Origin of the sequence: Paraburkholderia sp. RL18-085-BIA-A (genome assembly GCF_046027075.1) — a bacterium.
Taxonomy (GTDB): domain Bacteria; phylum Pseudomonadota; class Gammaproteobacteria; order Burkholderiales; family Burkholderiaceae; genus Paraburkholderia.
In genome coordinates this window covers 1-12,274 of record NZ_JARESU010000091.1, presented here as the reverse complement: position 1 = coordinate 12,274, position 12,274 = coordinate 1, and the positions used below count along the sequence as shown (strand labels likewise).

At 61.8% G+C, this 12,274-nt stretch carries 9 protein-coding genes and 1 pseudogene; 5 read left to right on the top strand and 5 right to left on the bottom strand.

The genetic code is table 11. The features are described from left to right. Positions 1-16 precede the first annotated feature (16 nt). A pseudogene (locus P0D89_RS36970) lies at positions 17-508 on the bottom strand (Rossmann-fold NAD(P)-binding domain-containing protein); the annotation flags it as partial. A gap of 59 nt (positions 509-567) precedes the next feature. Then, complete coding sequence (locus P0D89_RS36965) at positions 568-1,341, bottom strand: SDR family oxidoreductase (RefSeq protein ID WP_408364625.1); 774 nt, start codon at positions 1,339-1,341, stop codon at positions 568-570. 149 nt (positions 1,342-1,490) lie between these two features. Between P0D89_RS36965 and P0D89_RS36960 the strand changes: the two genes are divergently transcribed. Next, positions 1,491-2,384, top strand: a complete 894-nt coding sequence (locus P0D89_RS36960) for a LysR family transcriptional regulator (protein WP_408364627.1) — start codon at positions 1,491-1,493, stop codon at positions 2,382-2,384. Positions 2,385-2,456: 72 nt separating this feature from the next. Here P0D89_RS36960 and P0D89_RS36955 read toward each other — a convergent pair whose 3' ends face one another. Then, positions 2,457-3,161 carry a GntR family transcriptional regulator gene (locus P0D89_RS36955; RefSeq protein WP_408364629.1) on the bottom strand — a complete coding sequence of 235 codons (705 nt, stop codon included), beginning with the start codon at positions 3,159-3,161 and terminating at the stop codon, positions 2,457-2,459. 199 nt (positions 3,162-3,360) lie between these two features. Between P0D89_RS36955 and P0D89_RS36950 the strand changes: the two genes are divergently transcribed. The 3 genes from P0D89_RS36950 (at position 3,361) to P0D89_RS36940 (ending at position 7,603) form a co-directional block, all read left to right on the top strand. Next, positions 3,361-4,635 (top strand): glucarate dehydratase family protein, encoded by a 1,275-nt coding sequence (locus P0D89_RS36950; RefSeq protein WP_408364631.1) that lies wholly within the window; start codon positions 3,361-3,363, stop codon positions 4,633-4,635. A 67-nt stretch (positions 4,636-4,702) separates the two neighbouring features. After that, complete coding sequence (locus P0D89_RS36945; RefSeq protein WP_408364633.1) at positions 4,703-6,028, top strand: MFS transporter; 1,326 nt, start codon at positions 4,703-4,705, stop codon at positions 6,026-6,028. A gap of 267 nt (positions 6,029-6,295) precedes the next feature. Continuing rightward, positions 6,296-7,603 carry an MFS transporter gene (locus tag P0D89_RS36940; protein WP_408364635.1) on the top strand — a complete coding sequence of 436 codons (1,308 nt, stop codon included), beginning with the start codon at positions 6,296-6,298 and terminating at the stop codon, positions 7,601-7,603. A 136-nt stretch (positions 7,604-7,739) separates the two neighbouring features. Here the strand turns inward: P0D89_RS36940 and P0D89_RS36935 are convergent, their stop codons facing one another. Then, positions 7,740-8,402: a DUF1571 domain-containing protein gene (locus tag P0D89_RS36935; RefSeq protein ID WP_408364637.1), complete on the bottom strand. Its 663-nt coding sequence runs from the start codon at positions 8,400-8,402 to the stop codon at positions 7,740-7,742. Positions 8,403-9,334: 932 nt separating this feature from the next. On the opposite strand from P0D89_RS36935, the gene P0D89_RS36930 reads away from it, so the two are divergent. After that, positions 9,335-9,748 carry a hypothetical protein gene (locus tag P0D89_RS36930; protein ID WP_408378000.1) on the top strand — a complete coding sequence of 138 codons (414 nt, stop codon included), beginning with the start codon at positions 9,335-9,337 and terminating at the stop codon, positions 9,746-9,748. Between the two features lie 246 nt (positions 9,749-9,994). Here the strand turns inward: P0D89_RS36930 and P0D89_RS36925 are convergent. After that, a partial coding sequence (locus P0D89_RS36925; protein WP_408377997.1) for a putative bifunctional diguanylate cyclase/phosphodiesterase occupies positions 9,995-12,274 on the bottom strand: 2,280 nt, incomplete at its 5' end.

Sequence of the window (12,274 nt, the reverse complement as noted above, 5' to 3'; positions counted from 1 at the left end):
TGAGCAAAGCCGCGCTCATCACGCCGAGCGTCTTGCCGTGCACGTCCCAGCCGAACAGATCCTCGCCGATGTTGCGCGTCCAGTGGCCGTTGCGCACATGGTTCGACAGTTCGACCAGACGCCGCGACGCGGCGATGATCATCGCGAACACAGTGTCCGCCGTGGTCTCGGTCAGTACGCCGGGCGTGTGGCACAACGTGATGCCACGCTGCTTCAGACGGGCGAGATCGTAGTTGTCGACACCAACCGAAATGCTCGAAATCACTCGTAGACGCCGCGCACCATCGAGCTCTGCTGCGCCCAGTTTGAAGCTCGAACCGATCAGGCCGTCCGCGTCGTGCAGCGCGTCGCGAAAGCGCGGCAACTCTTGCGCGCGTCGCGGATCGGCGACGACCACGTGATGCTTCGCGCTGATTCGCTCCAGAAGGTCGTCCGGAATCGCGCGAAACACCACGACGTTTCTGCGTACTCTCTGCTCTCCGTTTTGATTGCCAGCGAGTGAATGCATTTCGCTGTCTCCTTTCCGATGCCCTGTTATGCGGTTGTGTAGCGGCGCGCCGGACAGTCTTAGACCACGCTCGTCAGTCCGCCGTCGACGAAAAGTGTCTGCCCGTTCACGAAGTCCGACGCCGACGACGCCAGAAACACTGCGGCTCCGCACAACTCTTCCACGCGGCCCCAGCGTCCGGCCGGCGTGCGCTTGCAGAGCCAGTCGGAGAACGCGGGGTCGTCGACGAGCGCGCGATTGAGATCGGTCGCGAAGTAGCCAGGAGCGAGCGCGTTGGCCTGAATGCCGCGACTGGCCCACTCCGCGCACATGCCTTTGGTCAGCATGCGAATCGCGCCCTTGGTTGCCGCGTATGGCGCGATGCCCGGCCGCGCCAACTCGCCTTGCACCGAACAGATGTTGATGATCTTGCCGCGTCCGCGCGGCAACATGTGGCGAGCGACCGCTTGCGACACATGAAAAGCGCCATCCAGGTTGACGCGCAGCAGGTCGTTCCAGTCGGCGGCGCTGAAGTTTTCGAGCGGCGCTCTGCGCTGGATGCCGGCATTGTTGACGAGGATGTCGATTGCGCCGACGCGCTCTTCGAATTCATCTACCGCTGCCCACACCTGCGCGGACTGCGTCACATCAAATACCGCGATATCCGCGATGAAACCCTCATCGCGCAATCCCGCTGCCACGGCGTGCGCCTTCTGCTCATCGCGATCGTTGATAACGACGGCCGCGCCTGCGCCTGCCAGGCCGCGCGCCAACGCGAGCCCGATGCCGCGCCCGGAACCGGTGATCAACGCGCGCCGCCCCTTCAGGCTGAACAGATTCAAAGTTTCGTACATGTTTAAAGACGCATTCGATGCGCTTCCGGTTGTCTCTCGATGCACGTAGTTCACTCCAGACGCGGAGATTGCGCCAATAGTCTTTCGTGACCTTGTTATCATGAATCTTGATAATGGCCGACAGACCGGCCCGAGGCCAAAGAGACATCATGGAACTCAAGCATCTGCGCGCGTTCGTCGCGCTAGCCGAGGAACTGCATTTCGGCAGGGCGGCGCAGCGCCTGTGCATCGTGCAGCCGGCATTGAGCATGCAGATCAAGGCGCTGGAAGAGGAACTGGACGTGCGCCTGCTCGAACGCGACCGGCACAAGGTGGCGCTGACCGAAACCGGGCGGCTCTTTCTGCCCGAGGCGCGCGCCACGCTTCATCAGGCGATGCGTGCGGAGCAGACCGCCCGTTTGTCGGCACGCGGCGAAATTGGCACCTTGCGGATCGCGTTCGTGTCGTCGGTCCTGCCGAAGCTGTTGCCGACGCTGATCCGCAGCATGCATGCGCGCTATCCGCTCATCACGCTCGAACTGAAAGACATGCCGACGCCGGATCAGATCGCCGCCCTGCACAGCAACCAGCTGGACTTCGGCCTGGTCCGTCTGCCCGTGACCGGCGCCGTGCTGGAAACGCGTCTCGTGCTCGAAGAGTCGTTCGTGGTTGCGCTGCCCGATGACCACCCGCTCGCCACGCAAGCGTTGATTCGTCCAGCCGATCTACGTGGCTATCCTGCATTCGTGCTCGCGCGGCGCTACGCGCCCGGCTTCCATGACGAAATGCTCGTCGCGTTGAAACGCCAGGGCGCGGATCTGCAGATCGCTCAGGAACTCGGTGAATTTTCGACCATGCTCGCGTTGGTCTCGGCCGGGCTCGGCATCGGGGTGATTCCGACCGAAGCGGCCCTCGCGTTGCCGCCGAAAGTCGTCGCGCGTCCGCTTGAACTTGCGGATCATCGGGCCGGCATCGGCCTCGCGTATGCTCACCTGGATAGCGCCGCCAAACGCGCGCTGCTCGGCGTAATGGAGTCGTGCGCCCGCGACGGCTGGGTCACATAGGCGCCGGTTCGCTGCGCAACACCGTGCCGCCCACTCGACATCACATCTGGCCCGCACCCTCGCCGGACGCCTTCAGTCATCCGTCAGGAAGTTCGGATGACTCGCGCGGATCTGATCGACCTGGTTCAGCGTACCCGACAGGTGCCTGCGCAGTGCCGCCTGCGCGGCCTCGGCGTCGCCCTTTTCGATCGCATCGACGATCTCGGTGTGATCGCGCACCACCGCCATCGTCTTGCCCTCCACCGGCAGGTGGAGACGCCGCAGCCGGTCGATGTGGCCACCCCGTCGGCGCACCAGATCCCAGAGTTGCGGCACGCCCGCCGCCTCGTACATCTGCCGATGAAAGGCCTGATCGAGCACCGAGAACTGCTCGTAGTTCTTCAGGTCGCGCAGTTCCCTTTGCCCGGCGATCGTGGCGCGCAATTGACCGATCAGCGCTGCATCGTGCTGCTGCGCGAGCGTGCGCACGACTTCCAGTTCGATGGCACGGCGCAGGAAGTGCGCCTGCAACGCCGACGTCACGTTGATCTGGCTGACCACCGTGGCGTGCTGCGGAAAGATGTCGACGAGGCCTTCCTCGCCGAGCTTCATCAACGCGTCGCGCACCGGCGTCTGGCTCAGACCGTACTGCGTCGCCAGATCGGCGCGAGAGAGCACCGTGCCGGGCGCCAGTTCGAGGGACAGGATCATTTCGCGCAGGCGTTCGAATACCTGCGGCGCGGCATGGCGGGACCGGTCGAGCCGGGTCAGTGTCGACGGGAAAGCGTTGGTTTTCATGGCAGGAACGAAGCGTAAGCGCAGGCGGAATCTGCTGTTCCGGCCCGCTGAGATACTAATACTATAGCCGACGCCGGCCCGCGCCCGGTGCTTGCGGAAGCTGGCGGAGCCTGAGTATTTACCCCACTGACGCACTAATACATTAGTGCTTTACTATGCACCCATCCACTTGAAACTCTCCTATTCCCGGATTGCCAACATGACCCGCGACATCACTATCATCCAGGTGCGAAATACGCCGATCGCCTTCCGCGACGGCCCATTGTTGAATGCTGCCGGCATCCACGAACCGTGGGCGTTGCGCGCGATCGTCGAACTGGAGACGAGCGACGGCCGCGTAGGCATCTCCGAGACATACGGTGACGAACCGATGCTGCGCGTGCTCGAGCAGGCCAAGGCGCTGGTGATCGGCTTGTCGCCCTTCGACCTCAACCGGATGGAAGAACGTGTGCGCGCGGCGATCAAGGCGAGCCCCGGCGCGGTCGAATTCGAACTCGCGCCCGGCTCGCACTCGGCCAAGAACGCGCCGAAAGTGATCAGCACGCTAGAAGTCGCGATGCTCGACTTGCAGGGGCAAATCGTCGGCGCGCCGATCGTCGATCTGCTCGGCGGCAAGGTTCGCGACGCCGTGCCCTACAGCGCCTATCTCTTCTTCAAGTACGCCGAGCACATCGGCAAGCCCTATGCGCCCGATGCCTGGGGCGAAGGCCTGAGCCCGGAGCAGATCGTTGCGCAGGCGCGTCGCATGATCGAGTTGTACGGCTTCCAGAGCATCAAGCTCAAGGGCGGCGTGTTCGAGCCGGCGCATGAGATCGCCTGCATGCGCGCGCTGCATCAGGCTTTCCCCGGCGTGCCGCTGCGCCTCGATCCGAATGCCAACTGGACGCTCGAAACGAGCGTCGCGGCCGCACCCGAACTCGACGAGCTGCTCGAATACTACGAAGACCCATGTCCGGGGCTCGCCGGCATGGCGGAGCTGGCGAAGCACACCCGCCTGCCGCTCGCGACCAACATGGTGATCACCACCATGGAAGATTTCCGCCGCGGCGCCGAGATGGGATCGGTCAAGGTGTTGCTGTCGGACCATCACTACTGGGGCGGCCTGCGCGCGACCCAGACACTCGCGCGCATGTGCAAGCTGTGGGACCTGGGCATGTCGATGCACTCCAACTCGCACCTTGGCATCAGCCTGATGGCGATGACGCACGTCGCGGCGAGCATCCCCAACCTGACCTACGCGTGCGACACCCATTACCCGTGGCAGGAAGAAGAAGTCATCAAGGGCGGCCGTGTGAGCTTCGACAACGGCGCGGTACGCGTGCCCACCGCGCCTGGCCTCGGTGTCGAGCTCGACCGCGACCGCCTGGCCGAACTGCATGCGCAGTACCTGTCGTGCGGCGTGCGCAATCGCGACGACCTGAAGCAGATGCAGAAATACGACCCGGCTTTCAGCGGCAAGAACCCACGCTTCTGACGCGCGCCTCTCATCCGAGCCCACGTCCGGCGCGCGATGCGCATTGCCACCCAAGGAGACACCCCCCATGAGCCGTTCCATCCACGCCGCCGGCCCGGACCGAGCCGACGCGCTGGCGAGCGCCGTGCGCAAGATCAAGTGGCATGTGCTGCCGCTCTTCGTCGTGATGTTCATCGTCAACTACATCGACCGTGTGAACATCGGCTTCGTCCGCCAGCATCTCAGCGCTGATCTGGGCATCGGCGCGGCGGCCTATGGACTCGGCGCGGGATTGTTCTTCGTCAGCTACGCGGTCTTCGAAGTGCCGTCGAACATCCTGCTGCAGCGCTTCGGCGCAAAGGCGTGGCTCACACGCATCATGTTCACGTGGGGTCTGGCCGCGGTCGGCATGGCGTTCGTTCGCGGCGAAACGTCGTTCTACGCGATGCGGCTGCTGCTCGGCGCGGCCGAGGCCGGCTTCTTTCCGGGCGTGATCTTCTATTTCACCCAATGGCTGCCGCGCGACGAGCGCGGCAAGGCGATGGCGATCTTTCTCAGCGGCTCGGCGCTCGCCTCGATCCTCTCCGGGCCGATCTCCGGCGCGCTGATGCTGATCAGCGGCTGGGGCCTGCACGGCTGGCAGTGGATGTTCGTGATCGAAGGAATGGCCTCGGTGGTGCTGGCCGGCTTCATCTGGTTCTGGCTCGACTCGATGCCGCGCGACGCCAGATGGCTGAGCCGCGCAGAACAGGACGCGATAGTGGCCGAGGTGGAGGAAGAGCAGCGCCAGCGCGACGCGGTGCATGCGATCAAACCTTCGGCCTGGACTCTGCTGCGCGACCCGCAGATCCTGATCTTCTGCGTGATCTACTTCTCGGTTTCGCTGACGATCTACGGCGCGACCTTCTGGCTGCCCAGCATCATTCGCAAGATGGGCCATTTCAACGATTTCCAGGTCGGGCTCTTCAATTCGATCCCATGGCTGATCTCGATCGTGGCGATGTACTTCTTCGCGATGCTCGCGGCGCGCTTCAAGTTCCAGCAGGCGTGGGTTGCCTGCGTGCTGCTGATCGCCGCACTCGGCATGTATGCGGCCGGCCAGGGCAGCCCGATGTTCTCATTCGTCGCGATCTGCTTTGCGGCGATCGGTTTCAAGGCCGCGTCGGCATTGTTCTGGCCGATTCCGCAGGGTTACCTGGACGCGCGGATTTCCGCGGCGGTGCTGGCGCTGATCAATTCGATCGGCAATCTCGGCGGCTTCGTTGCGCCGGCGGCGTTTGGCTTCCTCGAGCAGAAGACGGGGTCGATTGAAGGCGGGCTGACAGGGTTGGCGGTGATGTCGGTGGTGGCCGCCGGGGTTGTTTTCTTTGCGCGGATGACGCCTCGGGATGGTCGGGCCGCGCTTGCAGTGTAGCGCTGGGTGGACTGGTTTGAAATGTGTTTCGGCCGGCCCGTCGGAGAGCGACCGTACCTGATGAGCAGTGATTGATCGCATGCGCCGACCGGCGAAGTATTTCGCTCGGCGGCGCATTCCATTCGATGACGGGTGGCCGTTGCAATACGGCGCTCGGGTGATATTCAGAAACAGCGCGGCGTTGGAGCGCACGTGCGCGCCGAGTTCCGTTATTCGTCGACTTGAAATGTTAGCGGCACCACTGATTACAAACTTTGCGGAGACACAATGAAAATGATAGATATCCGTTCCGTCGCCGATCAAACGGCCGTCGGACGATATAGATGGACCATCTGCGCGCTCATCTTTTTTGCAACGACGATCAACTACATGGATCGTCAAATGCTTGGACTACTCGCGCCGCTGCTGCAAAAAGACATTGGCTGGAATCAGGTCCAGTACGCGCAGACCGTGATGGTGTTCACGGTCGCCTATGCAGTGGGTCTCGCGATATTTGGCCGAATCGCGGATCGGATCAGCACCAAGGTGGTCTACGGCAGTGCCATGGCGATGTGGAGCCTGGCCGCGATGCTGCACGCGTTGGCGGCGACCGTCCCCGGCTTCGCGGCCGTGCGCGGTTTGCTCGGGTTCGGCGAGGCGGCCAATTTCCCTGTCGCCATCCGCACCACGGCCACATGGTTTCCGAAGAAGGAGCGTGCGTTGGCCACGGGCCTGTGGAACATGGGCGCAACCTTCGGCGGGATCGTTGCGCCGGCATTCGTGCCGATCGCCGCTGTCATGTGGGGCTGGCGTGCGACGTTCGTTGTGGGAGGGGCGGCCGGTTTCGTGTGGCTGGCGGTGTGGCTGCTGGTGTACCGCCCTCCCGCGGAGCATGCGTCGGTATCGAAGCGCGAACTGGATTACATCAATTCGGACCGGGACGAAAGCGTCGAGCAATCCGTCAGGTGGCTTTCGGTGCTGAAGTACCGCGAAACGTGGGCGTTCATTTTTGGCAAACTGCTGACCGATCCGGTGTGGTGGTTCTATTTGTTCTGGCTGCCCAAATGGCTCAATGAGTCGAGGCACATCGACATCGGCAATCTGGGTCTGCCGTTGATCGTCATTTACACGATGGCGTCCGTCGGCAGCGTGGCTGGGGGATGGCTGTCGTCCCGGCTCATGCAGCGTTCCAATCAACCCAATGTCGCACGCAAGATCGCGATGGGTGTCTGCGCGTTATGCGTACTACCGATTGCCACACTTTCGCATTTTCAGAGCCTCTGGTACGCAGTCTTCGCTGTTGGCCTTGCGGCAGCGGCTCACCAGGGGTGGTCGGCGAATCTCGTCACCACCGTCGGCGACGTGTTTCCGCGCCGGATGGTTGGCACGGTGGTCGGTATCGGCGGCGTGGCCGGGATGATCGGCTCGTTCCTCTTCTCGGGAGTGATCGGCGAGACGTTGCAGCGCACCGGTCAGTATTGGGTGCTCTTCGCTGTCGGTGCATCGGCTTATCTGGTCGCGCTCGGCATCATTCATCTGCTCATGCCGCGCATGACGCCGGTGAATCTGCGCGAGCAAGAGAGCGCTATCGGCTGAAGGTCTTCTCGAAGGAACAAACGCTGGCGAACGCGTAGCGTGGTCACAAAATCAGCATGTGACTGCGCGGCTCAGCGCATCGACGGTATGTTTCGAGTCGATAGATCGTCCCATGAACCTTTTTCACTGCACTGCGTCAGTAAAAGCCGTAGTCAGGGTTGCGCTGGTCGAAAGCGGATTCGCTCCAGCGGTGAGGCACGACGTCTTCGAAACGGATCATCTCCTGCACGTCGCCGCGTTCGTCCCACGAGTCTTCGCCGTAGGGCCACGTGTGCTTGAGGTCAAACAGCAGCGTCACGCGCCGCGCGTAGTGGGCCGGTGGCCCCGACGGAGCGATCCAGGTCCACGCAAGCAACCGAACGCCTTGCACGTTCACGAGTTCGATGCGGGTAGGCTTTTCAGTAAGGCCCTCTTCATGAAAGCTGTGCGCATCGTGCTCGATGGTGCGCGTGATGAACTGCAGGCCGAAATCCCGGACACTATGGTGGGATTGGGCGTGCGCGAACGCGCCGTCGATCGCGACCTTGCCTGAGACGATGCGCAGTCGACCGCCCAGATGGCCGAAGATGCTAACCGGGTCGCGGGTTTCGTCGTAAAGAATCTCCTGTCCTGCATGTGCGCCGTCAGGCAGCCATTTTGCGTAGACACGTCGAGGCGTGTCCTGATATCGAATATCGATGTGATCGGGCCGGTCCGGCCATCGCCCCGATATACGCTCCTGCCGGAACATCCTGTATTCGTAGGCGTCGTCCTGCACCATATCGGACTTCGCGTACTCGACGAAGGCTTCAGGTCTCATCGCTTCCATCAGAGAAAGGATTTGATCATCGGTCAGGGCCAGGAGTGAGTGGTCTTCGAACCGCGTTCGCAACGACGTCGCCTGTTCGTGAGCCGTGAGGCACCGGAACCGGGCGACGTCCGCGCTCACGGCATCCGACGTGCCCGGCTCCGCGCATCCCGCCGATACAGCGGATGAAGCCGGCTCAATCGGGCTGGTCGATTGGCCGACGGCGCGCACGGGAGCAATCAGGCACGTCAACGCGAGCACACACATCAACATCCGCCAGGTTGGCCACCGTTGCGCATCAGGCGGCATGCACGGGCGTGCTCGACGACCGGAAATGCGATATCGACAAGTGATCATAGGTTCAAACCGTCGCTTGCTCTTTGGCGTCTGAATGGCCGCCCGAGCGTGCGGCATGCGAACGACTCGCCACGCCCATAGCCATGCAGGAGGCTGCGAGGCGCACCTGCCGCCACGGCGGCCAGCAGCAGCGCGCAACCGCACAACGGGCGTCGCTCGCGGGCCTCCCGACAATACTGTCAGCGCGGCCTACTTTGCGTCGGGGAATGGCATTCCGGCACGCCATGGGCTTGAAACTTCCAGGGTCAATCCCGTGAATAAACGTATGGCGTACCCTCCCTATTCCAATCGCTCGAACTAAAGGGTTGCTCTCGCGGACCCGCGAATATTTCTGACACGAACCCTTCGCCTTGCTTGCAGCCACGAGCTAGCCATGCCTTCGCTGCGTCAAGGTCTGGTCGAAAGTGGAATAGACGCCCCCCCAATCGTCTAGCTCACGTACTATCCGGTGGCGGACTTCGTTGAGCACTCGACTACAGCGCATCATTCGCCCTGCTGGCGCAAGGCTGCTGATTGCTTTCACTACTTCATTCGCTGGCTGCGGCGGCAGTGGCGATGGTGGCATCGGTAGCGCAAACAGCAAGTCGATGATTTCGATCGCCGGCACGGCGGCAACCGGCAAAGCACTTGCAAACGCGACAGTCAGCATCTTTTGCGCGCGCGGCTCGATGTCGGTTACCGCGGATGCGAACGGAAGCTACCACCCAACTCTTGGCACAGTGATGCCATGCGTAATCACGGCGACCTCCGGCGCGACGACGCTGCATTCTGCTGCATTTGCCGGCGGCACATACAACGTCACGTCGGAGACAGATCTGCTGTTGCCGTATCTGGCGGCGCAACTTGGCGCGAATGAAAGCGCGCTCATCGCCGGTTTCGCGGCGAACACGGCGTTTGAGCAGGCGCTGCAAACTCAGACGATGTTCTGGGCGCGCAGGCCGCTGTCGTCCAGAGTCTGCAGCAAACATACGGTGTCACGCTTTCCACACCCGACTTCCTGACCACTTCATTCACTGGGGTCAACCAGGCGAGGATAGTGATCTTGAAGCGCTCCTCGCACGTGGCGCAATCGATGCCAACCGTGAGCCGGATGCCGCGGCAGTCGCTCTTATGGCCGCGACGGGCGCGGCATATCCAATTGCGACAGCGCCGAGCACCAGCACAGGTGGGGCCGGAGGCGCCGGGGCGGGCTGCATCGTCAGCTCAGGCGGCATGATGTGAAACAGCAACACACATCATGCCCGGGGCTAGAGGCGCTCCGTGGCGAAATCCCCTGGCGAACGGCTGCGGTCGAAACCGGAAGACTGTGCACAAAACAGAGCGGCGAACTCTTCCGCAGGCAGAGGTCGTGAAAAAAGATAGCCCTGTCCAGCCTGGCAGGACCATTCGCGAAGGAGTCTTGCCTGCTCACCGGTTTCAATTCCTTCGGCAGTGACGGTCAATCCAAGCGACTGCGCTACCGAGATGACGGCTCGAACGATTGCATCGTCCTCGGCACTCGTTCCAATGCCCTGAACGAACGATCGGTCGATCTTCAGGACATCCAGCGGCAGCTTGCGAAGATAACTCAGCGATGAGTAACCCGTGCCAAAGTCATCGATTGCGATAGTTACTCCAAACTCTTTCAGGCTTTTGAGGATCTCGATACTCTTCGCCGTATCCCGCATGATCAGGCCTTCTGTGACCTCCAGTTTCAGCAGGGCAGCGCCGATGTGAGCACTGGACAACGCCGCGGCCACGTCGGCGACGAGGTTTGGATCATCGAACTGCCTTGGAGAGAGATTGACACTAACCTGTAGTGGCGGCTCGCTGGGGAACTCCCGCTGCCAGCGGGCGACTTGCTCGCAAGCCTCTTTCAGTACGTATCGTCCTAGCGGAATGATCAGGCCGCTTTCTTCTGCAATCGCAATGAACTCGGACGGCGGCAATAGACCTCTCGTGGGATGCTGCCACCTCACTAGAGCTTCCATTTCACGAAACCCCTCCCCCTGAAGTTGCATGATGGGCTGGAAGTACACGCGTAGTTCGCGACGCTCGATCGCGGAGCGCAGATCAGTTTCAATCTCCAGCTTTTTAACCGCTTCCGCGTGCATGTTCTCTTCGAAAACCACATAGCGGCCTTTTCCGTCATTCTTGGCCCGATACATCGCAACATCAGCGTCCCGCAACAACGTGTCAGCATCTCCTCGGCCGCCGCCTGCGTGCGCGAATGCCAACCCTACGCTTGCGCTGACGATGTACTGTTTGTTGTCGAGATCGAATGGTTGACTGAAATGCGCAAGGATATTCTCCGCAACCAGAGTCCCTTCACTCGTTGCTTCACTCCCCAGATGTTCCAGCAAGATGACAAACTCATCTCCGCCTAGCCGCGCGACAGTGTCGGCGGGGCGAACGCACGCTTCGAGGCGTTTGGCCGCTGCGATCAGCAGTCGGTCTCCCACGTGATGTCCAAGACTGTCGTTGACCCGTTTGAAGTTGTCCAGATCGATGAAAACGACTCCGATTACCGCGTTGCGTCGACGCGCGCGAGCTTCGGCCTGGCTAATACGATCAATCAGGAGTGCGCGGTTGGGTAACGCGGTTAATGTATCGTAGAACGCCCTTCGGGCCAGTTGCTCCTCGAAGTTCTTTCTTTCGGTTGTGTCGCTCGCCGTCGCCACGATCGCACCGACAGCCGGTTCGTCGAGCAGATTCGTCAACGTCAGTTGAATGTAGCGCCACGCATCGTCCTCACCGCGCGTGCGAATCTCGATGGATTTCGTGGATCCAGCTGTCGACGACACGGTTTGCAACAGCCCTTGCAGCGTGGGACGGTCAGCGGGATGGATGGGATCGAGCAGACTGGTGCCGACCAGCTGACCCATGTTCTGCAATGGGTCCGGCCTTCGGGTTGGCGCTTCGTAAAAGACATTTCCGTCGACGTCGGAAACGAGAATTGCATCCGACGTGTTTGCCACAAGCGCCTGCAGCCTCTGCTCGCTCGTGCGCAGCGCACTCTGGGCCGCCGCATCTATATTCTTGCGAATACGCCGCAGCATCTGGAGAAACAGGAGCGCAAGCCCCACGCCAATCGCCAGAACCACCGGGGTTGATATCAGGACGATCCGTTGCACGGCAACGAGCCGGTTGAGTTGCATCGTCGCATCGTCACGGTGCCGCGCCGCCGCTGCGAAGACTTTCTGTTCGATATCGTCGAAGAGCGGATCAGCCGAATTCTCGTCGATCTCGTTGGCTCTCGGTATGTCGTGGTCATCGACGGCCTTGAACATTGGCTTTGCGAACGCCCGATACTTTGCGTGCTTCTCCAGCAGCCCGGTCAGCATTGCACTGCTGCCAGGTTCAAGTGCCATCGCTTTCTTTAGCGAAGCGTCCAGTGCTTCGCCGGCCTCGCCATGCTCGCGCAAAACCTCCGGACGTGGGTCCAGGAAGTACTTGCGCTCGGCCGACTCCTCCCATGCAACACTGTAGCGGGCTTCCTCGAAGACCTTATCCGCCTCATTGGCAGCTTGCGCGGCAAACCCCGCGCT

Excerpts from the sequence above, each read along its gene's own strand:
- P0D89_RS36965 (WP_408364625.1), bottom strand. The coding sequence starts at position 1,341 with ATGTACGAAACTTTGAATCTGTTCAGCCTGAAGGGGCGGCGCGCGTTG.
- P0D89_RS36960 (WP_408364627.1), top strand. The coding sequence starts at position 1,491 with ATGGAACTCAAGCATCTGCGCGCGTTCGTCGCGCTAGCCGAGGAACTG.
- P0D89_RS36955 (WP_408364629.1), bottom strand. The coding sequence starts at position 3,161 with ATGAAAACCAACGCTTTCCCGTCGACACTGACCCGGCTCGACCGGTCC.
- P0D89_RS36950 (WP_408364631.1), top strand. The coding sequence starts at position 3,361 with ATGACCCGCGACATCACTATCATCCAGGTGCGAAATACGCCGATCGCC.
- P0D89_RS36945 (WP_408364633.1), top strand. The coding sequence starts at position 4,703 with ATGAGCCGTTCCATCCACGCCGCCGGCCCGGACCGAGCCGACGCGCTG.
- P0D89_RS36940 (WP_408364635.1), top strand. The coding sequence starts at position 6,296 with ATGAAAATGATAGATATCCGTTCCGTCGCCGATCAAACGGCCGTCGGA.
- P0D89_RS36935 (WP_408364637.1), bottom strand. The coding sequence starts at position 8,402 with ATGAGACCTGAAGCCTTCGTCGAGTACGCGAAGTCCGATATGGTGCAG.
- P0D89_RS36930 (WP_408378000.1), top strand. The coding sequence starts at position 9,335 with ATGATTTCGATCGCCGGCACGGCGGCAACCGGCAAAGCACTTGCAAAC.